Raw genomic sequence first — 26250 nt, 5'->3', positions numbered from 1 at the left:
CCGCGCGCGCTCACTCGTAGATCGGCGTCATGAAGAACATGGGAAGACGGTAGCCGACCCGGAGCGTGCCGCGCACCACGTTTCCGGGGGCTCCCCCGCGGCGCCCCGGCGCGCGAGGATGGCGGACGCACGTGATCCGGATCAGGAGGACGACGTATGAGCAAGAGGACCGCCCCGAAGTCCGACCCGCTGGACCTCGCCGGGATCGACGACCTGCTGAGTGGCGAGGAGAAGGCGGTGCGGCAGGCGGTACGGCGGTTGTGCGACGCCTCCGTGGAGCCGTACATCGCCGGGTGGTACGAGAGCGGCGAGCTGCCGACCGTGCGCGAACTCGCCCGGGAGCTGGGGTCCTTGGGGCTGCTCGGGATGCACCTGGAGGGTTACGGCTGCGCGGGGACGAGCGCCGTGGAGTACGGGCTCGCGTGCCTGGAGCTGGAGGCGACGGACTCGGGGCTGCGCTCGCTCGTGAGCGTGCAGGGCTCGCTCGCGATGTACGCGATCCACCGCTTCGGGAGCGAGGAGCAGAAGCGGGAGTGGCTGCCGCGCATGGCGGCGGGCGAGGCGATCGGCTGCTTCGGGCTCACCGAGCCCGACCACGGCTCCGACCCGGGCGGGATGCGCACGCGGGCGCGGCGCGAGGGCTCCGACTGGGTGCTCGACGGGCGCAAGATGTGGATCACCAACGGTTCGGTCGCCTCGGTCGCCGTCGTGTGGGCACAAACGGAGGAGGGGGTACGGGGCTTCGTCGTGCCGACGGACACGCCCGGTTTCTCCGCGCCGCCCCTCAAGCACAAGGGCTCGTTGCGCGCCTCGGTGACCAGTGAGCTGCTGCTCGACGGGGTGCGGCTGCCCGCCGACGCGGTGCTCCCCGAAGTGACGGGGCTGCGGGGCCCGTTGTCCTGTCTCAACGAGGCGCGGTACGGGATTCTCTGGGGCGCCCTGGGCGCGGCGCGCAGCTGTTTCCGTACCGCGCTGTCGTACGCGAAGGAGCGCGAGCAGTTCGGGAAGCCGCTCGCGGGCTTCCAGCTCACGCAGGCGAAACTCGCGTCGATGGCGGTCGAGCTGACCAACGGCACGCTGCTGGCGCTGCACCTCGGCCGCCGCAAGGACGCGGTGGGCCTGCGCCCCGAACAGGTGAGCCTCGGCAAGCTCAACAACGTCGACAAGGCGCTGGAGATCGCCCGTACGAGTCGCACGATCCTCGGCGCGAACGGCATCTCGTTCGAGTACCCGGTCATGCGCCACATGGCGAACCTGGAATCGGTCCTCACCTACGAGGGCACGGCGGAGATGCACACGCTGATGATCGGTCAGGCGCTGACGGGGGAATCGGCGCTGCGCTGAGGCGGGCGGCCCGGTGGCCCCGGACCGCCCGCCCCGTGCGGTTCAGCGGATGGTCAGTCCCCCTCCCCCGCCGCCGTCAGCGTGAAGCTGTCGATGTCGAAGAGGGAGCCCGCGCCGCCCGTGAAGCTCAGGTGGAGCGGGCCCGTGGCGCCTGCCGCGAGGGGCGTGGTCACCGACTGGAAGTTCTCCCAGCCGCCCGTGTTCGGAACGTCCACCACACCGAGTTCCTGGCCCGTCGCGGAGCCCGCGCGCACGTGGATCGTGCCGCCCGCTCCCGCCGAGGAGACCTTCGCGGTGAAGGTGTCCGCGCCGTCGACCGGGACGTGTGCGTAGCCCGCCCAGTCGCCGTCCTCGATGTAGCCGAGGGTCTGGCCGCCGCTCGCGGCGCCGTGCCCGGCGGCCTGCACGCCCTGCCCGTCCGTGTAGGACTCGGCCTCGACGGGCGTGCCGCCGGGGATGCCCTCCGGGGTGCAGTCGGCGTCCTTCTGCCCCGCCGCGTACTCCAGTCCGCCGAGCAGCAGTTGGCGGAAGTCGGGGTCCGCGTAGGACTCGTCGGTGTGCCCGAGCCCGGTGTAGAAGGAGCGTCCCGTCTCCTGCGGGTGGCACCACGTGATCGGGTGGTCGTCGCCCATCTCGCCGCCCGTGTAGCTGGACTCGTCGAGGGTCTGGAGGACGTGGACCCGACCGCGCGGGTCGGTGCGGTAGTTGTACAGCTCGTCGTTGTGGAGCCAGGTCGGGCCGAAGTGCGCGGTGGCCGGGTGCTCGTGGTCCTCGGTCTCGACCACGGCGTCCTGGATGGCGGGGTGGCTCTTGAACCACGCGCCGACGAGCTGCTGGTAGTAGGGCCAGTCGTACTCGGTGTCGGCGGCGGCGTGCACGCCCATGAAGCCGCCGCCGTCGTCCACGTACGCCTGGAGCGCGTCCTGCTGGGTGTCGTCGAGCACGTCGCCCGTCGTGCTGAGGAAGACGACGGCCTCGTACCCGGCGAGGTTCTCGGGGGTGAAGGCGCTCGCGTCCTCGGTCGCGGTGACGGTGAAGCCGTGCTCGGTGCCCAGTTCCTGGAAGGTCGCGATCCCGGTGGGGATCGAGTCGTGCCGGAACCCGGCGGTCTTGGAGAAGACGAGGACGTCGTACGGTGCGGCCGCGCCGGCCTGGGCGACGGGTCCGGTGAGGAGCGCGGCGCCGAGGGCGAGGCTCGCGAGCGCCGCGATCCTGCGGGTGCGGGTGGTCATGGCGCTCACTCCCCGAGGGTGAAGGAGTCGAGGTCGAACAGGTTGCCCTGCCCGGTGGGCCCGGTGAAGACGAGGTAGAGCTTCGTCGTCCCGGCGGGCGCGTCCGCGAGGTCCGTCTTGGCGTCCACGAAGGTCTCCCAGTCGCCGGTCGGGCTCACGTCCGCCGTGCCGAGCAGGGTGCCGGTCGCGGACCCGGCCCGTACCTCCAGGCTGCCGCCCGGACCCGCCGAGGACACGCGCGCCGTCAGGGTCTTGGCGGTGGACAGCTCGTACGGGGTGAAGGCGATCCAGTCGCCGTCGTCGGTGAAGCCGACCGTGGCGCCGCCCTCGGCGGTGCCGTGGCTCGCCTTCTCGATGCCGGACATGTCGCTGTAGTGCTCGGCCTGGCGGTGGCGCGGCTGGAGCTTGCGCACGCTGTGCGTCGTGAGGCCCGCGCTGTCGGTGTACTCGGCGTCGAAGACCCCGAAGAGGTTCGCGGCGGCGTCGTGCTCCCCGTCGGTGGGCACGTTGATCTCGCCCGAGCAGCCGTTCTTGGAGGTGATGGAGTGGGTGTGGCTGTCGTGGCCGAGCGAGTAGGTGATCTTGACCTTCGCGCAGTCGAGCGGGCCGTCCTCGGGGTCCGAGCCGGTGACGGTGAAGGGCACGGTGTCGCCGAAGGAGAAGAGCTGTCCGTCCGCCGGGGCCGTCAGGTCGACGGTCGGGGCGGTGTTGCCCGCCGTGATCACGGTGCTCGCGGTGCCGGTCAGGCCCTCGGGGTCGGTGACGGTGAGGGTGGGTGAGTACGTACCGGCCTCGGTGTAGGTGTGGCTGGGGTTGGCGTCGGTCGAGGTGGCGCCGTCACCGAAGTCCCACTGGTACGTGATCGCGCCGCCCTCGGGGTCGCTGCTGCCCTCCGAGGAGAACTTCACGGCCAGCGGGAGGGCGCCCGAGGTCTTGTCGGCGCTCACCTTGGCGACGGGGCTGCGGTTGCTGCCGGCCAGGTACTCGACGCGGTAGAGCGCCTGGTTGTCGCTGCCGGTGCCGTAGTCGAGGACGTAGAGCGCGCCGTCGGGGCCGAACTCCATGTCCATGACCTGGCTGCCGCTCCAGGGGAAGTCCTCGATGGCGCCGGGCGAGCCGTCGCCCTTGACCTCGATGGCCTTGATCCACTTGCGGCCGTACTCCCCGGCGAAGAAGCGCCCGTCGAGGCTCTCGGGGAACTTGACCGCCGAGTCGAGGTCCGCGTCGTACCGGTAGACGGGACCGCCCATCGGGGACTCGGAGCCGGTGCCGAACTCGGGCGGGGAGCCAGCGTCACCGCCGTACTTGATCCACGCGGCCTGCGGAGCGGGGAGCTTGTTGAGGCCGGTGTTGTGCGGGGAGTTGTTGGCGGGGCCGTTCGCGCAGTCCGACTTGGCACCCGAGGGACCGTCGGGGAACGTGTACGCGTTGTACGACTCGGTCTCGGTGTTGGTGCCCGTGCAGTACGGCCAGCCGAAGTTGCCCGCCTTCGTGATGCGGTTGAACTCGACCTGTCCGCCCGGTCCCCGGTTCGGGTCGGTGACGCCCGCGTCGGGGCCGTAGTCGCCGAGCCAGACGGTGTCGGTCGCCTTGTCGACGCTCATCCGGAAGGGGTTGCGGAAGCCCATGCCGTAGATCTCGGGGCGGGTCCTGTCGGTCCCGGGCGCGAAGAGGTTGCCGTCCGGGATCGTGTACGTGCCGTCGTCCTGCGGGGTGATGCGGAGCAGCTTGCCGCGCAGGTCGTTGGTGTTGCCGGCCGAGCGCTGGGCGTCGAACTGCGGGTTGCGGTCGGTGCGTTCGTCGCGCGGGCTGTAGCCGGATGACTCGAAGGGGTTGGTGTCGTCCCCGGTCGTCAGGAGCAGGTTGCCCTTGCTGTCGAAGGCGAGGTCGCCGCCGACGTGGCAGCACTGGCCGCGGTCGTTGTCGACCTCCAGGACGACCTTCTCGCTCGCCGTGTCGAGCGTGTTGTCGGCCTTGAGGGTGAAGCGCGAGAGGTTGAGGTGGCCCTTGAACTTGTCGAAGTCGGCCTGGGAGCCCGTGGTCGGGGCATCGCCCGCGGGGGTGTCGAGCTTCGGCGAGTAGTAGAGGTAGATCCACCGGTTCTGCGCGAAGTCCGGGTCGGCGGCGACGCCTTGGAGCCCTTCCTCGTCGTGGTCGTAGACGCTGAGCTTCGCCGCCTGCTTCGTGGTGCCGTTCGCGTCGGTGATCCGGACCGTGCCGTCGCGTGAGGTGTGCACGACGGACTTGTCCGGCAGGACCGAGAGCGACATGCCCTCGCCGCCGATCTCGGCGGCTCCGCGCGCGAGTTCGACCTGCTGGTAGTCGCCCGCGGGGATGTCCTGCGCCGCGGCGCCCGCGCTCGTCGCGGTGCCGAGCGCCGCGGTGGGGGCGAGCAGCAGCGCGAGCGTCGTGAGCATGCGGAGCCCGCGTCCGCGTGGTCCGGAGCGGGAGTGGGGTGAGGGTGACATGGAGGAGGAGTCCTTCCTGACCGAAGTGGGGGTCGTCAGGCAAGGCGCGCGCCGGTCGCGCTTGCTGTGCATCAACTGCCTTGAATCCGCAGGGGTTTCACGCGGAGTTAACAGCTTCGGCATCGTCGCCAGCGGGGCGTGAATTTGTCAATACCATGGACAAAAGAACGGTACGAGGGCGTTACGGCCTGACCCCGACTCCCCCGCGCGGCACAGGTCCTGACGGCTGGGCAGGGCAAATTTCTTGGTCCCACCCGTAGACCGTCTTACAACTCTCTGCAATATTCCAATAATCGAGCGCAAGAACACGAGTTCAGCCCGCTCGGGCAGCCGTGCCCTCCCCCGGGTCCGGCGGCCCGGTCTCGTACGGCCGAGGCGGCCTGACCGCCGCCCGCGCCGGACGGGCCACCGCTCTGCCCTGTTCCATGAGCCGCCCTCGCGCGCCCCCGCGTGCGAGGCCCCCGCAGAGAGGGACCCCTCGATGTCAAGATCCGCGTCCAGGCGCTGGAGACGCCGCACGGCGACCGCCGTGCTCGCCTCCAGCGTCATGGTGCTCGGGCTGCCGGCCCTCGGCGCCCAGGCGGCCGGAGGACCCGACGCCGCCGCCGACGCCACGACCAAGGCGGGCAGCACCTTCGGCAAGCACTCCGCCGCCGCCGTGACCGACGGCGACGCGTCGACCTACTGGCAGGCCGGCAAGAAGTCGGCGCAGTGGGTGCAGACCGACCTCGGCAAGGCCAAGCGCGTCAAGCAGGTCGTCCTCAAACTGCCCGCAGGGTGGGAGAGCCGCAAGCAGACGCTCGCCCTCCAGGGCAGCGCGGACGGCACGAGCTGGGCGACGCTGAAGACGTCCGCGCAGTACACCTTCGGCCCGGCCAACGGGAACACCGTCAAGGTCTCCGTGCCCGCGACGCTCGCCCGCTACGTCCGCGCCGATTTCACCGCCAACTCGGTGACGGGGACCGGGCAGCTCGCCGAGATGCAGGTCCTCACGACCGCTGCCGCGAGCCCCAACCTCGCCCAGGGCAAGACCTTCACCGAGTCGGGCCACTCCGACGTCTACGGCGCGGCCAACGCCGGGGACGGCAACAGGAACACCTACTGGGAGAGCAGGAACAACGCCTTCCCGCAGTGGGTGCAGGTCGACCTCGGCTCCTCCGTCAAGGTCAACCAGGTGACCCTGCGGCTGCCGAGCGGCTGGCCGAGCCGGCAGCAGACGCTCAAGATCCAGGGCTCGACGGACAACCAGAACTTCACCGACCTGACCGCCTCGAAGGCGTACACCTTCAACGCGGGCAACGACCAGTCGACGGACATCTCCTTCGACACGACGACGACCCGCTACGTACGGGTCCTCGTCACCGCCAACTCCGAGTGGCCCGCGGGACAGTTCTCCGAGGTCGAGGTCTACGGGCCCGCGACGGGCGACACGCAGGCGCCGACCGCCCCCGCGAACCTCGCCTACACCGAGCCCGCCTCCGGGCAGATAAAGCTCGACTGGAAGGCCGCGAGCGACGACACCGGGGTCACCGGCTACGACGTCTACGCCAACGGCCAGCTCCGCGCGAGCGTGGCGGGCAACGTCCTGACGTACACCGACAACCAGCCCGCCTCGACGGACGTCACGTACTACGTGCGCGCCAAGGACGCGGCCGGGAACGTCTCCTCGAACAGCAACAGCGTGACGCGCAAGGGCCAGGGCGGCGACACGCAGGCCCCGACCGCCCCGGGCAACCTCGCCTGGACGCAGTCCGGCGCGGACGTGAAGCTGACCTGGCAGGCCGCGAGCGACAACGTCAAGGTCACCGGGTACGACGTCTACGCCAACGACAAGCTCGTCAAGTCCGTCGCCGGGGACGTCCTCACGTACACCGACACCCCCTCGGCCACCGCGACCGTCACGTACTACGTCAAGGCGAAGGACGCGGCGGGCAACGTCTCGACGGCGAGCAACAGCGTCACGCGCCCGGGGTCCACGAGCGGGCCGGGCTCCAACCTCGCCCAGGGCAAGCCGATCGAGGGCTCGTCGAGCACCTTCACCTTCGTCGCGGCGAACGCCAATGACGGGCTCACCAGCACCTACTGGGAGAGCGCGGGCGGCTCGTACCCGGCGACGCTGACCACGAAGCTCGGCGCCAACGCCGACCTCAACCAGGTCGTCGTGAAGCTCAGCCCGGACTCCGCCTGGGCCACGCGCACCCAGAACATCCAGGTACTCGGCCGCGACCAGGACTCCACCTCCTTCACGAGCCTCGCGGCCGCGAAGGACTACACCTTCGACCCGGGCAGCGGCAACACCGTCACCATCCCGGTGACCGGCTCCGCCGCCGACGTCCAGCTCAAGTTCACCAAGAACACGGGCGCCCCGGGCGCGCAGGTCGCCGAGTTCCAGGTCATCGGCTCCCCGGCGGCCAACCCCGACCTCAAGGTCAGCGGGATCACCAACTCACCGTCCGCGCCGGTCGAGTCGGACGCGATCAGCCTCAGCGCGACCGTCACCAACAGCGGCACGAAGGCCGCCAAGGCGACGGACCTGAACTTCTCGCTCGGCGGGACCAAGGCGGCCACGGCGGACGTCCCCGCGCTCGCCGCCGGTGAGTCCAAGACGGTCACCGCGAGCATCGGCGCGCGGGACGCGGGCAGCTACCCGCTGAGCGCCGAGGTCGACCCGTCGAACAAGGTCGTCGAGCAGAACGAGTCGAACAACACCTTCACGCGTTCCGACGCGCTCGTGGTCAAGCCGGTCTCCAGCTCCGACCTCCTCGCGTCCCCGGTCTCCTGGTCGCCCAGCAGCGCCACCGCAGGGCAGAACGTCAACTTCAGCGTCGCGATCAAGAACCAGGGCACCCAGGCATCGGCCTCCGGCGCCCACAACGTGACGCTGACGATCCAGGACGCCTCGGGCAACACCGTCAAGACGCTGACCGGCGCCTACAACGGCGCGATCGCGGCCGGGTCCACGACCTCCGCCGTGAACCTCGGCTCCTGGACCGCGGCCAACGGGAAGTTCACGGTGAAGACCGTCATCGCGGCCGACGCCAACGAACTCCCGGTCAAGCGCGACAACAACACCACCGAGCAGGCGCTCTTCATCGGGCGCGGCGCGAACATGCCCTACGACATGTACGAGGCCGAGGACGGCACCGTCGGCGGCGGCGCCAAGGTGGTCGGTCCCAACCGCACCATCGGCGACGTGGCGGGCGAGGCGAGCGGGCGCAAGGCCGTGACCCTCTCCGGCACCGGTCAGTACGTCGAGTGGACGACCCGGGCCGCGACCAACACCCTGGTCACCCGCTTCTCGATCCCGGACGGCACCAACACCACGCTGAACGTCTACGTGGACGGCCAGTTCCTCAAGGCCATCGACCTCACGTCGAAGTACGCGTGGCTGTACGGCAACGAGACGGCGCCCGGCAACGACTCGGGCTCCGGCGCCCCGCGCCACATCTACGACGAGGCGAACCTCCAGCTCGGCAAGACCGTGCCGGCCGGTTCCAAGATCCGCCTCCAGAAGGACGCGGCCAACTCCTCGACGTACGCGATCGACTTCGTCAACACCGAGCTGGCGACCGCGGCCGCCAACCCGGACCCGGCCGCGTACACCGTCCCCGCCGGCTTCTCGCACCAGGACGTGCAGAACGCCCTGGACAAGGTCCGCATGGACACGACGGGCAAGCTCGTCGGCGTCTACCTGCCGGCCGGTGACTACGAGACGTCGAGCAAGTTCCAGGTCTACGGCAAGGCGGTCAAGGTCGTCGGCGCCGGGCCCTGGTTCACCCGGTTCCGCGCACCCTCCTCGCAGGACAACACCGACATCGGCTTCCGGGCCGAGGCGAGCGCCAAGGGCTCCTCGTTCGCCGGGTTCGCCTACTTCGGCAACTACACGTCCCGGATCGACGGTCCCGGCAAGGTGTTCGACTTCTCGAACGTCTCCGACATCACCATCGACAACATCTGGGTCGAGCACATGGTGTGCCTCTACTGGGGCGCGAACACCGACAACATGACGATCAAGAACTCCCGCATCCGCGACATGTTCGCCGACGGCATCAACATGACCAACGGATCGACGGACAACCACGTCGTCAACAACGACGCGCGCGCCACCGGCGACGACAGCTTCGCGCTGTTCTCGGCGATCGACGCGGGCGGGGCCGACGAGAAGAACAACGTCTTCGAGAACCTGACCTCCACGCTCACCTGGCGTGCGGCGGGCCTCGCGGTCTACGGCGGCTACAGCAACACCTTCCGCAACATCCGGATCGCGGACACCCTCACGTACTCCGGCATCACGATCTCCTCGCTCGACTTCGGCTACCCGATGAACGGATTCGGAACCGAACCGACGACCGTCGAGAACGTGACGCTGGAACGCACCGGTGGCCACTTCTGGGGCTCGCAGGTCTTCCCGGCGATCTGGATGTTCTCCGCGTCGAAGGTCTTCCAGGGCATCCGCGTCAACAACGTCGACATCAACGACTCGACGTACGGCGGCGTGATGTTCCAGACCAACTACGTGGGCGGTCAGCCGCAGTTCCCGGTGAAGGACACGATCCTCACCGATATCAGCATCACCAACTCCAAGAAGAGCGGCGACGCCTTCGACGCGAAGTCCGGCTGGGGCATCTGGGCCAACGAGATGCCCGAGGCGGGCCAGGGCCCGGCGGTGGGCGAGGCGACCTTCAAGAACCTCAAGCTCTCGGGCAACGCGCAGGACATCCGCAACACGACGTCCACCTTCAAGATCAACATCGTCCCCTGACCACAAGGGAACAGCAGAACGGCGGGGCCCGCTCCCCCTGGGGGAGCGGGCCCCGCCCGCGTGTCCGGGAGCGGGCCCCGCCCGCGTGAAACCGCGAGGAATCGGCCCGGAGCGTTGCCGCCATGGGGTCAAGATCCTCCGGGCCGTTACGGCCGCCCCGGGACCGGAGCCGTCAAGCGCGTGCCGTGATGATCAGCGTGCCGACTTTGCGGCGCCCCGGCGGCGCGGGCAGCACGCGGGCGCTCACGTCCGGGTACCCGGACTCGTGAAGCAGCTTCCGCCAGGTCTCCGGCTCGTGGTCCCAGCGCTTCACGACGAGAGGGTCCTCGTCGTCGCCCCGGGGGATGTACGACGCCTGGCATCCGTAGCAGCCGGGTGTCGGCGGGCGTTGCGAGAACGCGAGAACACCCCCGGGACGGAGACGTTCACGGACCAGCGGGAGGGTCACCGCGGGATCGGTGAACCACACCACCCCGTAGACGGAGTAGATGGCGTCCCACTTCTCCCCGGCTCCCCGCAGGAAATCGTGCGCCTCAGCTCGCGCGAGGCTGAGCCCCGGGGTACCGCCCCACCGGACGCGGGCGGCGTCGAGCTGGGCCGGCGAGATGTCGACTCCGGTGGCCCGCACACCGAGGGTGGCCAGGTGCGCGACGTTCCCGCCCTTGCCGCAGCCGAGGTCGAGGGCGGTGCCTCCCGCCGGGAGGCCGAGGAGTTCCGCGCCGGGCCCGTGGTCCGGATACTGGGTCCAGTTGAACCACGTCGGCTGCCCGGCGGCATTCACGGGACGCCGCTCGGGCCGGGTGCGGGCGTAGGTGTTCCAGGCGAGGGCGTCGCTCACATCGCTCCGATCGTTGGGTCAGGCCGTCCGGCGCACACGCGCCGGACGGCCGGAGATTTGCGTACCAGCTCCGGCACCATCCACCGGTCGCAGCCCCCGGCAGTGTCCCGCGCCGCTATGTCGCCGGGCTGTCCGTGCACCCTTCGTGGCACTGGGTGCAGGACGCGGCTCCGAGCCACAGCTCGGTGTCGACGGTGAAGCCGGCCGCTCCGATGGCGGACACCGTCCGGGCGAGGACGGCGGCGGCCTCGCCGGGGGTCTCCTCAGTGGTCCCGGTGGGGACGTGGTGGACGAAGCCGCCGGCGACGCGCGCGCAGAAGAGCGCGTAGTCGACGGTGTGCAGGATGAAGGTGTGCCAGCCGATGTCCACGAGGCGGCTGGGCGAAAGTCCCTGTCCGGGCGCCCGGCCGGAGGTGGCGACGAAGGCGACGGTCTGGCCGATGATGCGCTGGGCCGTGCCCGGGAGGATGCCCGGATGATCGGCGATGATGCGGTCCGCGAGCCTGTCCCTCGTCTCGCGGTCGAGGAGGGTCATCGGATCGATGGCCTCTGCGTCGTGCACGAACGTACTGGTCACGTTGGTCCTCCCGTTGCGGGTCAGGTGAGCGCAGGCGAAAACGCTTGCGCCGGGTTGTGCGTGGACCGGATGGTGAGCCCGGCGTGTCCGCCCGGTGGCTCATCCCACGGGGTCTTCATCACGGATAACCATCGGACGGCTACGCTGTGTGGCGCGACGTCAGTGGAGGCGACAAAGGGACGACCTAGCAGGCGTCAAAAGGGTGTCACGCGACAGACTTTGGCGATACCGTCTACGCATGTCGACGCCCAACGCTGCGCTACGGGCGGTCCGTCTCGGGCTGCTGATGTCTCAGGACGACTTCGCTCGTGCCGTGCGAAGGGCCGGGGCGCGCGTGGGGGAACCCAACGATGCGAACAAGAGGCTCGTCCAACGCTGGGAGGCTGGTACGACGTTGGCGCCTCGGCCCGTGTACGCGCGCGCCCTGGAGTCCGTGACCGGGCTGCCCATCGAGGCCCTCGGATTCGCGCCGAGGGTGACGATGGACCGAGTCGACGATGACGGCGAGGGCGGGCATGACGTGCGGGCGGCATCCCCGGGCACGCCGCCTCCCGCGTCCCAGCCGTTGCCCGAGGGCCGGACCCGCGGCAACTACTCCGGCGTGTGGCTGTCACGGTACGAGTACTTCTCCAGCGGGCGGGACGCCGCGTTCACCGGCATGCACTACGTCGTGCTGCTCCAGCACCGGGGACGCCTCACCGCTCGCTCCCTCCCGGGCTCCTCCGACAGCCCGTTGACCATGGACTTGGAGGTCGACGGCCACGTGGCAACGGGCACCTGGACGGAACAGACCGCCGCCTCGGGGTACTACCGGGGCGCCCGCTACCACGGCGCGGTCCAACTCCTCATCGAGCCGACAGGACGCCGCATGAGCGGCAAATGGGTCGGCTTCGGCAAGGAGTTCGACGTCAACAGCGGACCGTGGGAACTCGTCTTCCAGACGGCATCGACGCAGCAGAGCGCCCTGCACGAGTACAACCGCAGGCCCGAGGCCTGACGCGGCGAGGCGCTCCGTCAGCCCCGCCGAGGTGTCGGCCGGGGCGCTGACGCGCCGTACGTCAGTCGTCGGAGGGGCCGTGTGCGGCCGCCCTCAGCTGAGACGCCAGCAGGAACAGCGCTCCCCGCACATCCGCCCCCCTCAGGTCCGCCCCCCGGAAGTCCGCCCCCGTCACGTCCGCTCCGCGCAGGTCGGCGCTGCGCAGGTCCGCGCCGATCAGCAGTGCTCCCCGCAGGTTGGCGGCGCGGAGGTCCGTGCCGCTGAGGCGGGCGCCCATGAGGTCGGCGCCCCGGTGGTCGGTGCGGGGGCCGGGGAGGCTGGCGCGGATCGCCTCGCTCACTCGGGTCAGGACCGGGTTGGCGCGGGCGCGTTCGGCTCCCACGTCGAGGGCGGTGAGCGCGTCGGGGGCGTACGCCGTCAGGGCCGCCACCCGGGCGCGGGCCGACTCCGTCTCCTCGTACAGCCGCTCCGGGGCGCGCTCGGCCGCCTCCGTGAGGTGGCGGAGGAGTTCGTGGAGGTGCAGGAGGACCGGGAAGGCGCGGAACATGGGGGCGCGCAGGGCGGGTTCGGAGCGCCAGTCGCGGCCGCCGAAGGTGTGCTGGGTGAGGTGCTGGCCGGCGCCGTGGCAGTCGAAGACCGTGCAGCCGCTCCAGCCGGAGGGGCGCAGGCGGTCGTGGATCTCGCAGCGGAAGTCCGGGGCCAGGTGCGTGCACGGGGTTCCCGCCGGTTTGCTCGCGGCGAAGTCGGCGGACTTCGCGAAGGGCAGGGCGACGCAGCAGAGCCCGGCGCAGGAGGAGCAGTCGGGCGTGAGGGGCGGGTCGACGGGCACGGGCGGCCTTTCGGAGGGCGGAGGAACGACGGCGGGCCGCGCCGCTCTCGTACGCCCGCGAGAGGCGTACGGGAGCGGCGCGGCCCGGACCGCGGCGGCTCAGCAGCCGATGAGGCGCGCCGAGAGGTAGCCCTCGATCTGGTCGAGCGAGACCCTCTCCTGCTTCATCGTGTCGCGCTCGCGCACGGTGACCGCGTTGTCGTCGAGCGTGTCGAAGTCGACGGTGACGCAGAACGGCGTGCCGATCTCGTCCTGGCGCCGGTAGCGGCGGCCGATGGCGCCCGCGTCGTCGAAGTCGATGTTCCAGTGCTGGCGCAGCGCGGCGGCGAGGCTCTTGGCCTTCGGCGAGAGCTCCGGGTTGCGCGAGAGCGGGAGCACCGCGGCCTTGACGGGGGCGAGGCGCGGGTCGAGGCGCATCACGACGCGCTTCTCCAGCTTGCCCTTGGCGTTGGGCGCCTCGTCCTCGGCGTACGCGTCGAGCATGAAGGCGAGCATCGTGCGGCCGACACCGGCGGCGGGCTCGATGACGTACGGCGTCCAGTTCTCGCCGGCCTCCTGGTCGCGGTAGGACAGGTCCTGGCCGCTCGCCTTGGCGTGCGCGGAGAGGTCGTAGTCGGTGCGGTTGGCGACGCCCTCCAGCTCACCCCACTCGGAGCCGCCGAACTGGAAGCGGTACTCGATGTCGGCGGTGCGCTTGGAGTAGTGGGAGAGCTTCTCCTTCGGGTGCTCGAACCAGCGCATGTTCTCCTCGCGCAGGCCGAGGCCCGTGTACCAGTTCCAGCGCTGCTCCATCCAGTACTCCTGCCACTTCTCGTCCTCGCCCGGCTTGACGAAGAACTCCATCTCCATCTGCTCGAACTCGCGGGTGCGGAAGATGAAGTTGCCGGGCGTGATCTCGTTGCGGAAGGACTTGCCCATCTGGGCGATGCCGAAGGGCGGCTTGCGGCGCGAGGTCAGCTTGACCTGGGCGAAGTTGGTGAAGATGCCCTGCGCGGTCTCGGGGCGCAGGTAAGCGACCGAGCCGGTGTCCTGGGTGGGGCCGAGGTGCGTCTCCAGCAGGCCGGAGAACTGCTTGGGCTCGGTGAAGGTGCCCTTGTTGCCGCAGTTGGGGCAGTTGAGGTCGGCGAGGCCGCCGGGCGGGAGGTGGCCGTGCTTCTCCTCGTACGCCTCCTCCAGGTGGTCCGCGCGGTAGCGCTTGTGGCAGGAGGTGCACTCGGTGAGCGGGTCGCTGAAGGTCGCGACGTGGCCCGAGGCCACCCAGACCTCGGTCGCGAGGATGACGGAGGAGTCGAGGCCGACCACGTCGTCGCGCGAGGTGACCATGTAGCGCCACCAGTTGCGCTTGATGTTCTCCTTCAGCTCGACGCCCAGGGGCCCGTAGTCCCAGGCGGCGCGCTGACCGCCGTAGATCTCGCTGCTCGGGTAGACGAAGCCACGGCGCTTGCTCAGGCTGACGATGGTGTCGATCTTGTCGGCGGCCACGGTGCTCTCTTCATTACGACGACGAAGCGGTCTTCTGGGCCCGGCGAGCCCGCCACTGCCCAGCGAATACCTCAGGTTACCGGCGGCCCCGTACCCCGGATCAAATCGGTTCCGCGGCAGGCGCTTCCGGGCCGGTGGTCACGGAGCGCGTCCGGGTGCGCACCGCTTTCGTAATTGACAATCGTTTCCAGTTTTGTTGAAAATGACTGTCATGAAGTCCAGCTCCCGCCGCCGCCCCCGCATATCCCTCCGTGCCGCCGCCGGCTCCCTCGCCGCCCTCCTCGGCGTGGGCGTCCTCGGCGCCTGTTCCTCGACCGCCTCCGGCACGGGCGAGGACGGGAAGCTCAAGGTCACGTCCGCGTTCTACCCGCTCACGTACCTCGCCGAGGAGATCGGCGGAAGCCACGTGGACGTGGACACCCTGACGAAGCCGGGGCAGGAGCCGCACGACCTGGAGATCAGCGCCAAGCAGACCGTCGCGATCGAGGACTCGGGCGTCCTCCTCTACCTCAAGGGCCTCCAGCCCTCCGTGGACGACGTGGCCGCGCAGTCCGCCGTGAAGCACAAGCTCGACGCGGCCACGCTCACGACGCTGGAGAAGCACGGCACGGAGGTCGGCGGGCACGCCGAGGAGCACGACCACGACCACGGCGGCGAAGCGGGCGAGGACCCCCACGTGTGGCTCGACCCGGTCCGCTACGCGCAGCTCGCGAAGGGCGTCGGCAAGGAGCTGGAGAAGGCCGACCCCGACCACGCGGACACCTACGCGAAGAACACGAAGACCCTCGTCGGCAAGCTCGGCGCGCTGGACACCGACTACCGCGAGGGCCTCAAGAACACCAAGACGAAGGTCTTCCTCACGACGCACGCCGCCTTCGGCTACCTCGCCGAGCGCTACGGCCTCACCGAGGAGGCCATCGCGGGCCTCAACCCCGAGAGCGAGCCGAGCCTGTCCCGCATGGAGGACCTGCGGAAGATCGCGAAGGCCGACCACGTCACGACCGTCTTCTACGAGACGCTCGTCTCCGACCGCACCGCCAAGACCGTCGCGGGCGACTCCGGCCTGCGCACCGACGTGCTCGACCCGCTGGAGGGCATCACGGACAAGTCGCGCGGCGACGACTACATCGAGGTCATGCACGCGAACCTCACGGCGCTCCAGAAGGCGCTGGGGGCGTCCTGAGCGGCCGTACGGCGCCGCGCACCTCCCCGTACGCCCCTAGCCGCCCCGCGTGCCCCCGCGCCCGCCACGCCCCGTAACCTCGCTCCGCCCCACCGCACCCACACCTCGCCCCCAGGAGGCGCGCCCATGATTCCCGAACCCCGCTCCGGCGCGGACGACGGCGCAGAGCCCGACGACGGCCGGGAGACCGTGCTCGCGCTGCGCGAGGTCTCCGCGCGGCTCGGCGCGCGCCCCGTCCTGCGCGGGGTCGACGTGCGGGTGCGGCGCGGCGAGGTCGTGACGCTGCTCGGCGCCAACGGCTCGGGCAAGTCGACGGCCGTGCGCGTCGCGATCGGGCAGGTCCCGGTCACCGCGGGCGGCGTCGAGCTGTTCGGGACCCCGCTGCGGCGCTTTCGCGACTGGGCGCGCGTCGGCTACGTACCGCAGCGCACGACCGCCGCCGGTGGCGTCCCGGCGACCGTCTCCGAGGTCGTCGCCTCGGGGCGGCTCTCGCGCGCGAAGCTCGGGTTCCTCGGGCGCGCGGACCGCGCGGCGATACGCGCGGCGCTCGAGGAGGTGGGGATGGCGGACCGTGCCAAGGACCCGGTCGAGGCGCTCTCGGGAGGCCAGCACCAGCGCGTCCTGATCGCCCGCGCGCTCGCCTCGGAGCCCGAGCTGCTCATCATGGACGAGCCGATGGCGGGCGTGGACCTGGAGAGCCAGCAGGTCCTGGCCCGCACCCTCGCCGCCCAGGTCGAGCGCGGCACGACCGTGCTGCTCGTCCTGCACGAACTCGGGCCGCTCGAACCGCTCATCGACCGCGCGGTCGTCCTGCGCGACGGCTGCGTACGGCACGACGGCCCGCCGCCGCACGCCGTGGGTCAGCACGCGCTGCCCGGCCACGACCACGTCCACCCCCACTCCGGCGCGGCCGAACCGGTCCGCGGCGGGCTGCTCGGCTGAGCGGCGAGGAAGGCACAGCGAACCCATGGACATGCTCCAGTCCGCCCTCATGCAGCGCGCGCTGCTCGCGGCCGTGCTCGTCGGCATCACCGCGCCCGCCATCGGCATCTACCTCGTGCAGCGCCGCCAGGCCCTCATGGGCGACGGCATCGGGCACGTCGCGCTCACCGGCGTCGGTCTCGGCTTCCTGCTCTCGACCTCGCCGCTGTGGATGGCCGCCGCCGTCTCGGTCGGCGGCGCGATCGTGATGGAACTCATCCGCTGGTACGGGCGCACACGCGGCGACGTGGCGCTCGCGATGCTCTTCTACGGGGGCATGGCGGGCGGCGTCGTGCTGACGAACCTCGCCCCGGCCGGCTCGAACGCCAACCTCACCTCGTACCTGTTCGGCTCGCTCTCGACGGTCTCGCCGAGCGACGTCGTCGCGGTGTGCGTGCTCGCCGCCTTCGTGGTGCTCGTCACGGTGGGGCTGCGGCGGCACCTCTTCGCGGTGAGCCAGGACGAGGAGTACGCGCGCGTGACCGGGCTGCCGGTGCGGCTGCTCAACCTGCTCGTGGCGGTCACCGCGGCGGCGACCGTCACCGTCGCGATGCGGATCGTGGGGCTGCTCCTGGTGAGCGCGCTCATGGTGATCCCGGTCGCGGCGGCGCAACAGCTCACCCGCAGCTTCGCGTTCACCTTCGCGGGCGCGGTCGCGATCGGCGTCCTCACGACGCTCGGCGGCACCACGCTCTCCTACTACCAGGACCTGCCGCCGGGCGGCACGATCGTGCTTCTCGCGATCGCCGTCTTCCTCGTGCTCTCGCTCCTCGCGACGCCGCTGGCGCGCCGCCAGGCCAGGGCGAAAGCGAAGGCCGACCCGGCCGGATGCCCGTTGGAACCGGGCACGGACGTACGGTCGGAAGAGCCCGTTGAGGGCGTCGGCGGCGGTTCGGGCACCGCCGCACCTGGCACAATGACCAGCCAGCAGACGTGAGGAGGCAACCGGTGACCACCGCTGGACCCCCGGTACGGGGGCGTTCGACCCGGCAACGCGCCGCCGTGGCCTCGGCCCTCTCCGAGGTCGAGGAGTTCCGCAGCGCCCAGGACCTGCACGACATGCTCAAGCACCGGGGCGACTCGGTCGGCCTCACCACGGTCTACCGCACGCTCCAGTCCCTCGCCGACGCGGGCGAGGTCGACGTGCTGCGCAACGCGGAGGGCGAGGCGGTCTACCGCAGGTGCGCCACGGAGCAGCACCACCACCACCTCGTGTGCCGGAGCTGCGGCAAGGCCGTGGAGGTCGAGGGCGCGGCGGTCGAGGAGTGGGCGGCGACGGTGGCGGCCCAGCACGGCTTCGTGGAGGTCGCCCATACGGTGGAGATCTTCGGGACGTGCGGGGACTGCTGCACCGAGGAGAAAACCGGCCGTTGAGCCGTCTGTCGGACTCTTCACATGATTAGGACCTCCGGTGCCGGGTAGGCGAGGGCCACACATCCCGGTCCTTACCGGAGGTCCTTGTGACAGAAAGCTTGACGGACGCGATCCCGCGCCCGGCGAGATCCCCCCGCCCGGCGCAGCGCGGCGCCTCGGCCTGGGCCGCCCTGCAGTCCCCCACCCCGGAACGCGCCCGCGCGTTCTACGCCAAGGTCCTCGGCCTGCGCTTCGAGCCCGGCGGGGGCCCCGGCGGGCTGTGGCGCGGGCTCGACGCGCAGGGCGCGCAGGTCCTCGTCGTCGGCCGTGCCTACACCAGCACGGGCCCCGGCGTCTGGTCCCCCTGCCTCACCGTCCCCGACGCCCGCACCGCCGCCGAGCAGGTGCGCGCGCTGTGCGGCACGGTCGCGGTGGGCCCGCTGCCGCTCGAAGGCGGCCGGGGCGTGCTCGCCGCCGACCGGCAGGGACTCGGGCTCACGCTGTGGGAGCCGGGAGCGGACGCGCGGATCACCGAGGCGGTGCGCTACCGCCTGCACACCCCCGACCCGGCCGACGCGCTCGCCTTCCACACCCGCGTCCTCGGCGCGAAGGCCCACCCGGCCCCGCCCGACGCGACGCTCCTGCTGCGCGGCACCCGCCCGCTGCTCTCCGTGTCCCCGCTGCGCACGGGAGCCAAGCGGCTCCGCCCGCGCTGGCAGCCCGACTTCCTCGCGGGCGACCTCGACCGGGCGGTCGCCGCCGCGCTCGCGGCCGGCGCGACACTCCTCGTGGAGGACGCCCCGGCGGCCCGCGCGGGCCGCGCGACGCTGCGCGCCCCGGACGGGACGGTGTTCGGTCTCGTAGGGGGGTGAGCGGGCCGGGGCGGCGCGCCGTGGCCCGTACCGGCTCCCGCCCCGTACCCGTCCTCAGGCGCGCCCGCGCATCCCCTCTTCCATGGCGAGCAGCTGCTCGTTGGGGACCGCGCCGCCGAAGCGGCGGTCGCGCTTGGCGTACTCGACGCAGGCGCGCCACAGGTCGCGGCGGTCGAAGTCCGGCCACAGCACGTCCTGGTAGATCATCTCCGCGTAACTCGACTGCCAGAGAAGGAAGTTCGAGGTGCGCTGCTCGCCGCTGGGGCGCAGGAAGAGGTCCACGTCCGGCATGTCCGGGTAGTAGAGGTAGTTCTGGAAGGTCTTCTCGCTGACCTTGGACGGGTCCAAGCGCCCGGCGGCGACTTCCTCGGCCAGGCGGCGCGCGGCGTCGGCGATCTCGGCGCGACCGCCGTAGTTGACGCAGAAGTAGAGCGTGAGGGCGTCGTTGTCCTTGGTCTGCTCCTGGGCGATCTGGAGTTCCTTGACGACCGACTTCCACAGCTTCGGCATCCGGCCGACCCAGCGGATGCGGATGCCGAGTTCGTCCATCTCGTCGCGGCGCCGCGCGATGACCTCGCGGTTGAAGTTCATCAGGAAGCGGACCTCGTCGGGCGAGCGCTTCCAGTTCTCGGTGGAGAAGGCGTACAGCGAGATGTTCTTGACGCCGAGTTCCAGGCAGCCCTTCATGGCGTCCATGACGACCGACTCGCCGACCTTGTGGCCCTCGGTACGGGGGAGGCCGCGTTCCTTCGCCCAGCGGCCGTTGCCGTCCATGACGACCGCGACGTGCCCCGGCACGAGTTCCGCCGGGAGCTGCGGCGGGACGGCGCCGGAGGGGTGCGGATCGGGGGTCCGGTACTCGCGGCGCTGGCGTCCGAGAATCCCGCGTACTGCCATGTGTGGTGTCTCCGCATCTTGAACGACGGTGGTGCCGTGCGGGCCGCCGCTGCCGTCCTGCCGCCGCTCTACCGCTTCTCGACGTAGCGCAGCGAGCGCAGCCCGCGCTCCAGGTGCCAGGAGAGGTAGGCGGAGACGAGTCCGCTGCCCTCCCTGGCATGCCGCGCCTCACAGGCGTCGGCGGTGGCCCAGTCCCCGGTCAGCAGCGCGCCGAGCAGGATCAGGGTCTCCGAGGAGGGTACGACGCTACCGGGCACCCGGCAGTCGCCGCAGACCGCTCCCCCCGAGGAGACGGAGAAGAAGCGGTTGGGCCCGGGGAGTCCGCAGCGGGCGCAGTCGGCGAAGCTCGGGGCGTAGCCGTTGACGGCGAGGGAGCGGAGCAGGAAGGCGTCCATGACGAGGGAAGGGGCGTGGCTGCCCTCGGCGAGGGTGCGCAGGCCGCCGACGAGGAGCAGGTACTGCTGTATCGCGGGCTCGCCCTCGTTCGCAGTGAAGCGTTCGGCGGTCTCCAGCATCGCGGTGCCGGCGGTGTAGCGGCCGTAGTCGGTGACGATGTGGCGGCCGTACGGGGCGATGGTCTCGCTCTGCGTGCACAACGGCAGCCCGCGCCCGATCAGCTCGCTGCCGCGCGCGAAGAACTGCACGTCGACGTGCGAGAACGGCTCCAGGCGCGCCCCGAACTTCGACTTCGTCCGCCGCACCCCGCGCGCCACGGCCCGCACCCGCCCCTGCCCGCGCGTGAGGAGGGTGATGATCCGGTCCGCTTCACCGAGCTTCTGGGTGCGGAGGACGACTCCGTCGTCGCGGAACAGGCTCATGCGCCCATTGTCGCGCACGTGTCCCCGCGGGTGCGGCGGGCCTTTGTGGGGCTCCGCCCCACACCCCGCTCCTCAAACTCCCCCAGCCTTCGGCCGGGAGGTACCCCCAGAGGGGCTGGGATGTGTGCGCAGCGCGTCCAGCACGAGGTCGAGGAGGCGGGGGGTCTGTTCGCCGTGGGGGCCGGCGGAGAGGAAGACGCCGAGGAGGAGGGCCGTGACATCGTCGGCGCGGACGTCCGCGCGCAGGACGCCCGCCTTCGCGCCCGCGTCGAGGAGGAGGCCGAGCGCCTCGGAGACCCGCGCGCGGGTCGTGGAGGGGGCGAGGCGGCCCGCATGGAACGCGGAGCGCAGCGTGTCGGCCATCCCGCGCTTGGCGGCGACGAAGTCCCCGTACCGCCCGATCCAGGCCCGCAGCGCCTCCTCGGGCGGTTCGCTCGCGGCGAGCCCGGCGGCCGCTTCGACGATCGCGTCGAGTTCGGCCGCGTACACCGCCTCGACGAGCGCGTCGCGGTCGGGAAAGTGCCGGTAGAGGGTGCCGATACCGACGCCCGCCGCCTTCGCGATGCCTTCGAGGGTCGCTTCGGGGCCGCCCCGGCTAGCGGCGGCGAAGGCGGCGCGCGCGGCGTCGACGAGCTTGGCGCGGTTGCGGAGGGCGTCGGCGCGGGGGGCGCGTGGCGCGGATGCGGCGGCCAAAGCGGAGGCACCTCCGGTATGAGTGTTACGGTCGTCCATAAGAGCGGAGGGACCTCCGCTTCATTCCATGGTCCCACGTCCGCCTTCTCCGCACCCCCTCGCAGGAGGACCTCCATGAACCAGCACTCCCCCACCCCCGGCGGCACGGCCGCGCTCGGCGCCCACACCGTCGCGCGGGTCGGCTACGGCGCGATGCAGCTCGAACGGCTCCACGCCGACCGCCCCGCCGCCGTCGCCCTGCTGCACCGCGCCCGCGAACTGGGCGTGAACCACATCGACACCGCGCAGTTCTACGGCTTCGGCTTCGTCAACGAGGTGATCCGCGAGGCGTTCGGCGACTCCGAGGACGTCGTGGTCGTCAGCAAGGTCGGCGCCGACCCCGAGCCCGAGGGCCTGATCCCGCTCCGTTTCGCGCAGCGCCCCGAGGAGCTGCGCGCGAGCGTCGAGGACAACCTGCGCACGCTCGGCCGCGAGCGCCTCGACGTCGTGAACCTCCGCCGCCCCGACACGGGCCCCGGGCTGCGCGCCGAGGGCGATCAGATCGTGCCGCTCGACGATCAGCTCGCGGTCATGACCGCGCTGCGCGACGAGGGCAAGATCGGCGCGATCGGCATGAGCAGCGTGACCGCCGAGGTGCTGCGCAAGGCCCTCCCCGCGGGGATCGTGTGCGTGCAGAACGCGTACAGCCTGGTCGGCAGGGACGACGAGGACGTGCTCGCGGTGTGCGCGGCCGAGGGCATCGCGTGGGTCCCGTACTTCCCGCTCGGCGGCTCCTTCCCGGGCCTGCCGAAGGTCTCCGAGGAGGCCGCGGCGGTACGGATCGCCGAGGGCCTCGGCGCCACGGTCTCGCAGGTCGGCCTCGCCTGGCTCCTGCACCACTACCCGAACACGCTGCTCATCCCCGGCACGGCGAGCATCGCCCACCTGGAGGAGAACACCGCGGCGGGGTCCCTCGTTCTCGACGAGGCGGCGATGACGGTGCTGGACGCGGTGGAGTCGCGCTCTTCGGACGTACGGATCGGCTGACGCCGGGGGGCGGGGCGGGGTGCGGTTCCCGCGGGGGGCCGCTACGGGGGGCTCCGCCCCACACCCCGCTCCTCAATCGCCGGAGGGCTAATTGCCGGCCCACTCCGGCGCCCACGTCTCCCCCTCGTCCGCGGGCCGCCCCGCCAGCCACTCGCGCAGTGGGGCGAGGGCCGGGTGGGGGGCGGTGCGGCGCCAGAGGAGGGCGTGGGGGTAGACGGGGGTGGGGGCGGTGATCGGGACGCGGCGCAGGCCGAGGTCCGGGGGCCAGTGGAGGCGGGTGCCCGCTCCGACGAGGGTCGCGAGCGCGGGCTCGTGGGCGAGGGTGTCGAGGAGGGGCTCGGCGCCGGGTCCCGAACGGACGATCGTGAGGCCGAAGGCGGCGGCCAGATCGGCGTAGTACGTGGCCCACTCGGTGCCGGGAACGATGCCCGGTATCCACAGGCGGTGGCCCGCGAGCATCGCGGGAGTCACCTCGGGGGCGGCGGCGAGGGGGTGCGCCGGGCCCGTCACGAGTTCGAGGGGCTCGTCGTGGACGCGGACGTGCGCGAGTCCCGCGAGCGGTACGGGGACGGCGCGGAAGCTCGCGTCGACGCTCCCCTCGCGGAGCGCGGGCACGGCATCCTCCAGCGTCACGACGTCGAGCGCGACCTCGGGGTGGGCGAGGGAGAAGGCGTGCAGCAGCCCCGCGGGGGCGAGCCTGCGGCCGATCACATCGACGCGCAGGGGGCGGCGACCGGCCCGCACGGCGTCGAGCGCGCGCGTCTCCGCGCGCAGCAACTCGCGCGCGTACGGCAGGAAGGCCGCCCCGTCGGGCGTCAGCGAGGCCCCGCGCGCCCCGCGGGCGAGGAGCCGGACCCCGAGCCGCCCCTCCAGCGCGGCGACCCGCTTGGACACGGCCTGCTGGGTCACGCCGAGCACGGCCGCGGCGTCACGGAACCGTCCGCCGTCGACGACGGCGACGAAGGTGCGCACCCCATCGAGATCCATCCGCGCGAGCCTACCGGGACAACCGGGGGTTGTGCGGGGCCCGGCCCGCGCGGAGGCGCCCGGTGTGAGCCCACCCGGCACCCCCTACCAGGGCAGCGGCCCCTTCTCGTCGCTGAACGTGCCCGTCGGGCCGTCCGCGCCGAGGGTCGCGAGCGGGACGACGACCGCCGCGCTCTCCTCGACGGGCCTGCCGATACCCATCGCGGCGGTCATGTCGGTCGCCGTCGCGCCCGGCTCGACGGCGTTGAACTTGATGCCCGGGTGCGCCTTGGCGTACTGGACGGTGAGCATCGTGGCCGCCGCCTTGGAGGCGGCGTAGAGCGGCAGCGGCAGCGTGGACTCCACGCGCTCCGGGTTGTTGACCGCCCAGAAGGACCCGAGGCTGCTGGTCACATTGACGACGAGGGGGTTCGCGGACCTCCGCAGCAGGGGCAGCGCCGCCTCGGTCACCCGGACGATCCCGACCGCGTTGACGTCGAAGGCGCGCAGGGCGGAGGGGCCGTCGACCGTCTCGCTCGCCAGGATGCCGGCGTTGTTGACGAGGACGTCGAGGCGCCCCTCGGCCGCCTCGACCGTCGCGAGGGCCGCGCTCACCGAGGCGTCGTCGGTCACGTCGAGCCGCACGAAACGCGCGCCGAGCGCGGCGGCGGCCTTCTCGCCGCGCTCGGGGTCGCGGGCGCCGACGTAGACGACGTGGCCCCGCGCGAGGAGCTGACGGGCCGTCTCGAAGCCGATGCCCTTATTGGCCCCGGTGATGAGTGTGATGGTCATACATGTCCTCGCGGGTGTGGACGAGCAGCTCTCGGACGACTTCCGCAACGGTCATTGCGGAAGTCGTGGAGGCGAACATAGCACTTCTGTAGCGGTCGCTGCGGAAGCGGTAGACTGCGGGTGTGGAGAAGACTGCGGGCACGGGCGTGGAGAAGGCCGCGGGTGCGGCGAAGAAGGAACCGAAGGCGTGCGGCCCCCTCGGAAGGCCGCGGGGATTCGACGCCGACGCGGCGCTCGAACGCGCCATGCTGGTCTTCTGGGAACACGGCTACGAAGGCGCGGGCACGGCCCTGCTGACCCGGGCCATGGGCATCTCCACGACGAGCATGTACGCGGCCTTCGGCAACAAGGAGCAGTTGTTCCGCAAGGTCCTGGAGCGCTACAGCGATGGCCCGGGCGGGTACTTCGAGCGCGCCACGGGGAAACCGACGGCGCACGCCGTCGCGACCGCCGTACTGACCGGTGTCGTGCGCACGACGACCCTCCCCGCCCGGCCCCCCGGCTGCCTGGGGGTGCAGAGCGCCCTGGCCGTGAGCTGCTCGGGGGAGGCCGTCCGCGAGCTCCTGGTGGAGTGGCGGGCGGACGCGTACGCCCGCCTGCGCGAGCGCTTCCGGCGCGCGGCCGACGAGGGCGATCTGCCCCCGGGCTCGGACCCCGCCCTCCTCGCCCGCCACCTCACGACCCTCGCCCACGGCCTCGCGGTCCAGGCCGCGAGCGGGGTACCGCGCGAGGAACTGCAGGAGCTGATCGACACCGTGCTCCGCACCTGGCCCCCGTTCTAGCCGCCCCGCCCGGACCGCCCCGCCCCGCCGCGCGGAGGCCCGTTGTCAGACCTCCGGTCTACGGTTCCCCCCACGACGACTGCGAGGGGGCGGCGTGGAATTCCGGATCGAGCGGCGGGTGTTCGCCGAGGCCGTGGGGTGGGCCGTGCGGGGCGCGGCCACGAGGCCGGTGGTGCCGGTGCTCGGGGGTGTGCTCGTCGAGGCGGGTGACGAAGGGCGCGTACGGGTCACGGGCTTCGACCACGAGGTGTGCGCACGGGCGGAGGCGGACGCGGGGGTGGGTGCCGCGGGGCGGGTCGTGGTGCCGGGGGCGCGGTTGCTCGACGTGTGCCGCGTACTGCCGGACGCGCCGGTGGAGTGCGGAATCGAGGACGGGCGGCTCGTGGTGCGCTGCGGTGGGGCGCGGTTCGGGCTCGCGGTGCTGCCGGCCGGTGAGTACCCGGCGCTCCCCGCGCCCGCGCCGGCGCTCGGGACCGTCGGGGCACGGGAGTGGGCCGCGGCCGTGGGGCAGGTCGCGTCGGCCGCCGCGCGGGACGTCACCGTGCCGGTGCTCACGGCGCTCCAGCTCGACTTCGACGGGGAGTCGCTGACGCTCGCGGCGACCGACAGGTACCGGTACGCGCAGCGGACCCTGCCCTGGGAGGCGGCGGGGCGGGGCGCGGGGACGATCACGGTGCCCGCGCGGCGGCTCGGCGAGCTGTGCCGGGTACTGGCGAAGCACGCGGGGCAGGGGCCCGTACGGCTCGGGCACGGGGACACGTTCTCGCTCGCCACCGCGGACGGCGCCTTCGCCGCCTCACTGCGCCCGCTCGCCGGACGGCTGCCGGCCGCCCGCAAGCTCTTCGCGCTCGGCGCCCCCGCCCGCGCGGTGCTCGCCCGTGCGCCGCTGGAGGAGGCGCTGCGCCGGGTCGCCGTCGTCGCGGAACCGGGGAACCCGGTCGCGCTCTCCTTCGAGCCGGGCGGCTCGGTGCTGCTCGGCGCCGGTACGGAGGCGGACGACACCGCGAGCCAGCGCCTCGACGCCGAGACGGTCCCCGCCGAGCCGATGACAGTCGCGTTCAACGCCGCGTACCTCCTCGACGCCCTCACCGCGCTCCAGGACCACGCGCGCATCCACCTCGCCTTGCAGGGCCCCGGCGGGCGGGCGGTCGTGAGCGGGAGCGAGGAGCCGCGGGACGCGCGGGAGGCACAGGGCTCGGAGGGCGCGCGGTACGCGCACCGGCACCTGCTCATGGCACTGCGCGACGCCTGACCCGGGCGGCCTCGCCGGGTCGGCGGGTGCGAGGCCGCGCACAACCTCCGGTTGTCCCCGCTCCCCCAGCGGTTGTTTGCCTGAGGCGTCCCTGGGCCGCTTGGAT

22 protein-coding genes are annotated in these 26250 nt (G+C 71.9%); 11 read left to right on the top strand and 11 right to left on the bottom strand.

The features are described from left to right. Window positions 1–156: 156 nt before the first annotated feature. The gene (locus ACIP4O_RS08120; protein WP_401572848.1) at window positions 157–1344 is read left to right on the top strand and encodes an acyl-CoA dehydrogenase family protein; all 1188 of its coding nucleotides are present in this window, start codon (window positions 157–159) and stop codon (window positions 1342–1344) included. Window positions 1345–1397: 53 nt separating this feature from the next. Here ACIP4O_RS08120 and ACIP4O_RS08115 read toward each other — a convergent pair whose 3' ends face one another. Together ACIP4O_RS08115 and ACIP4O_RS08110 are read right to left on the bottom strand one after the other, a co-directional pair. After that, window positions 1398–2576 (bottom strand): ThuA domain-containing protein, encoded by a 1179-nt coding sequence (locus tag ACIP4O_RS08115; RefSeq protein WP_401572846.1) that lies wholly within the window; start codon window positions 2574–2576, stop codon window positions 1398–1400. Window positions 2577–2581: 5 nt separating this feature from the next. After that, a complete protein-coding gene (locus ACIP4O_RS08110) occupies window positions 2582–5044 on the bottom strand; it encodes a PQQ-dependent sugar dehydrogenase (protein WP_401572844.1) in 2463 nt (820 codons plus the stop codon). A 481-nt stretch (window positions 5045–5525) separates the two neighbouring features. On the opposite strand from ACIP4O_RS08110, the gene ACIP4O_RS08105 reads away from it, so the two are divergent. Beyond that, window positions 5526–9806: a discoidin domain-containing protein gene (locus tag ACIP4O_RS08105; protein ID WP_401572842.1), complete on the top strand. Its 4281-nt coding sequence runs from the start codon at window positions 5526–5528 to the stop codon at window positions 9804–9806. 172 nt (window positions 9807–9978) lie between these two features. Here ACIP4O_RS08105 and ACIP4O_RS08100 read toward each other — a convergent pair whose 3' ends face one another. Both ACIP4O_RS08100 and ACIP4O_RS08095 read right to left on the bottom strand, forming a co-directional pair. Beyond that, window positions 9979–10644, bottom strand: a complete 666-nt coding sequence (locus tag ACIP4O_RS08100) for a class I SAM-dependent methyltransferase (RefSeq protein ID WP_401572840.1) — start codon at window positions 10642–10644, stop codon at window positions 9979–9981. Window positions 10645–10759: 115 nt separating this feature from the next. Then, the gene (locus tag ACIP4O_RS08095; RefSeq protein WP_401572839.1) at window positions 10760–11221 is read right to left on the bottom strand and encodes a glycine-rich domain-containing protein; all 462 of its coding nucleotides are present in this window, start codon (window positions 11219–11221) and stop codon (window positions 10760–10762) included. Between the two features lie 238 nt (window positions 11222–11459). Here ACIP4O_RS08095 and ACIP4O_RS08090 point away from each other — a divergent pair, with 238 nt between their 5' ends. After that, window positions 11460–12218, top strand: a complete 759-nt coding sequence (locus tag ACIP4O_RS08090; RefSeq protein ID WP_401572837.1) for an XRE family transcriptional regulator — start codon at window positions 11460–11462, stop codon at window positions 12216–12218. Between the two features lie 61 nt (window positions 12219–12279). Here ACIP4O_RS08090 and ACIP4O_RS08085 read toward each other — a convergent pair whose 3' ends face one another. Further along, the gene (locus ACIP4O_RS08085) at window positions 12280–13047 is read right to left on the bottom strand and encodes a pentapeptide repeat-containing protein (RefSeq protein WP_401572835.1); all 768 of its coding nucleotides are present in this window, start codon (window positions 13045–13047) and stop codon (window positions 12280–12282) included. A gap of 99 nt (window positions 13048–13146) precedes the next feature. Continuing rightward, window positions 13147–14529, bottom strand: a complete 1383-nt coding sequence (locus ACIP4O_RS08080) for a glycine--tRNA ligase (protein WP_007827298.1) — start codon at window positions 14527–14529, stop codon at window positions 13147–13149. Window positions 14530–14740: 211 nt separating this feature from the next. On the opposite strand from ACIP4O_RS08080, the gene ACIP4O_RS08075 reads away from it, so the two are divergent. From ACIP4O_RS08075 to ACIP4O_RS08055, 5 genes are all read left to right on the top strand, one after another. Then, window positions 14741–15712 (top strand): metal ABC transporter substrate-binding protein, encoded by a 972-nt coding sequence (locus tag ACIP4O_RS08075; RefSeq protein WP_401572834.1) that lies wholly within the window; start codon window positions 14741–14743, stop codon window positions 15710–15712. Window positions 15713–15838: 126 nt separating this feature from the next. Continuing rightward, window positions 15839–16654: a metal ABC transporter ATP-binding protein gene (locus ACIP4O_RS08070; RefSeq protein WP_401572832.1), complete on the top strand. Its 816-nt coding sequence runs from the start codon at window positions 15839–15841 to the stop codon at window positions 16652–16654. A gap of 25 nt (window positions 16655–16679) precedes the next feature. Then, window positions 16680–17630, top strand: coding sequence for a metal ABC transporter permease (locus ACIP4O_RS08065; RefSeq protein ID WP_401572830.1), 951 nt, complete (start codon window positions 16680–16682; stop codon window positions 17628–17630). Between the two features lie 11 nt (window positions 17631–17641). Continuing rightward, the gene (locus ACIP4O_RS08060) at window positions 17642–18067 is read left to right on the top strand and encodes a transcriptional repressor (protein ID WP_361322353.1); all 426 of its coding nucleotides are present in this window, start codon (window positions 17642–17644) and stop codon (window positions 18065–18067) included. A gap of 86 nt (window positions 18068–18153) precedes the next feature. Beyond that, window positions 18154–18918 carry a VOC family protein gene (locus ACIP4O_RS08055; protein ID WP_401572827.1) on the top strand — a complete coding sequence of 255 codons (765 nt, stop codon included), beginning with the start codon at window positions 18154–18156 and terminating at the stop codon, window positions 18916–18918. 54 nt (window positions 18919–18972) lie between these two features. Here ACIP4O_RS08055 and ACIP4O_RS08050 read toward each other — a convergent pair whose 3' ends face one another. The 3 genes from ACIP4O_RS08050 to ACIP4O_RS08040 all read right to left on the bottom strand — a co-directional run bounded on the left by ACIP4O_RS08050 (window position 18973) and on the right by ACIP4O_RS08040 (window position 21365). After that, window positions 18973–19815 carry an isoprenyl transferase gene (locus ACIP4O_RS08050; protein ID WP_401572825.1) on the bottom strand — a complete coding sequence of 281 codons (843 nt, stop codon included), beginning with the start codon at window positions 19813–19815 and terminating at the stop codon, window positions 18973–18975. A gap of 68 nt (window positions 19816–19883) precedes the next feature. After that, entirely contained in the window at window positions 19884–20633 is a 750-nt protein-coding gene (gene recO, locus ACIP4O_RS08045; RefSeq protein ID WP_361322362.1) for a DNA repair protein RecO, read from the bottom strand. A gap of 72 nt (window positions 20634–20705) precedes the next feature. Further along, window positions 20706–21365, bottom strand: coding sequence for a TetR/AcrR family transcriptional regulator (locus ACIP4O_RS08040; RefSeq protein WP_401572823.1), 660 nt, complete (start codon window positions 21363–21365; stop codon window positions 20706–20708). A gap of 75 nt (window positions 21366–21440) precedes the next feature. Here ACIP4O_RS08040 and ACIP4O_RS08035 point away from each other — a divergent pair, with 75 nt between their 5' ends. Beyond that, a complete protein-coding gene (locus ACIP4O_RS08035; RefSeq protein ID WP_401572821.1) occupies window positions 21441–22352 on the top strand; it encodes an aldo/keto reductase in 912 nt (303 codons plus the stop codon). An 87-nt stretch (window positions 22353–22439) separates the two neighbouring features. On the opposite strand, the gene ACIP4O_RS08030 is transcribed toward ACIP4O_RS08035, so the two are convergent. Further along, entirely contained in the window at window positions 22440–23339 is a 900-nt protein-coding gene (locus tag ACIP4O_RS08030; RefSeq protein WP_401572819.1) for a LysR family transcriptional regulator, read from the bottom strand. 84 nt (window positions 23340–23423) lie between these two features. Then, window positions 23424–24110, bottom strand: a complete 687-nt coding sequence (locus tag ACIP4O_RS08025) for an SDR family NAD(P)-dependent oxidoreductase (RefSeq protein ID WP_401572817.1) — start codon at window positions 24108–24110, stop codon at window positions 23424–23426. Between the two features lie 146 nt (window positions 24111–24256). Between ACIP4O_RS08025 and ACIP4O_RS08020 the strand changes: the two genes are divergently transcribed. Next, window positions 24257–24892, top strand: coding sequence for a TetR/AcrR family transcriptional regulator (locus ACIP4O_RS08020; RefSeq protein ID WP_401573885.1), 636 nt, complete (start codon window positions 24257–24259; stop codon window positions 24890–24892). 94 nt (window positions 24893–24986) lie between these two features. Further along, window positions 24987–26144 carry a DNA polymerase III subunit beta gene (gene dnaN, locus ACIP4O_RS08015; protein WP_401572815.1) on the top strand — a complete coding sequence of 386 codons (1158 nt, stop codon included), beginning with the start codon at window positions 24987–24989 and terminating at the stop codon, window positions 26142–26144. Window positions 26145–26250: the final 106 nt, after the last annotated feature.

The organism is Streptomyces sp. NPDC088923 (genome assembly GCF_044749745.1).
GTDB lineage: Bacteria > Actinomycetota > Actinomycetes > Streptomycetales > Streptomycetaceae > Streptomyces.
This window is presented reverse-complemented; position numbering and strand designations above follow the sequence as displayed.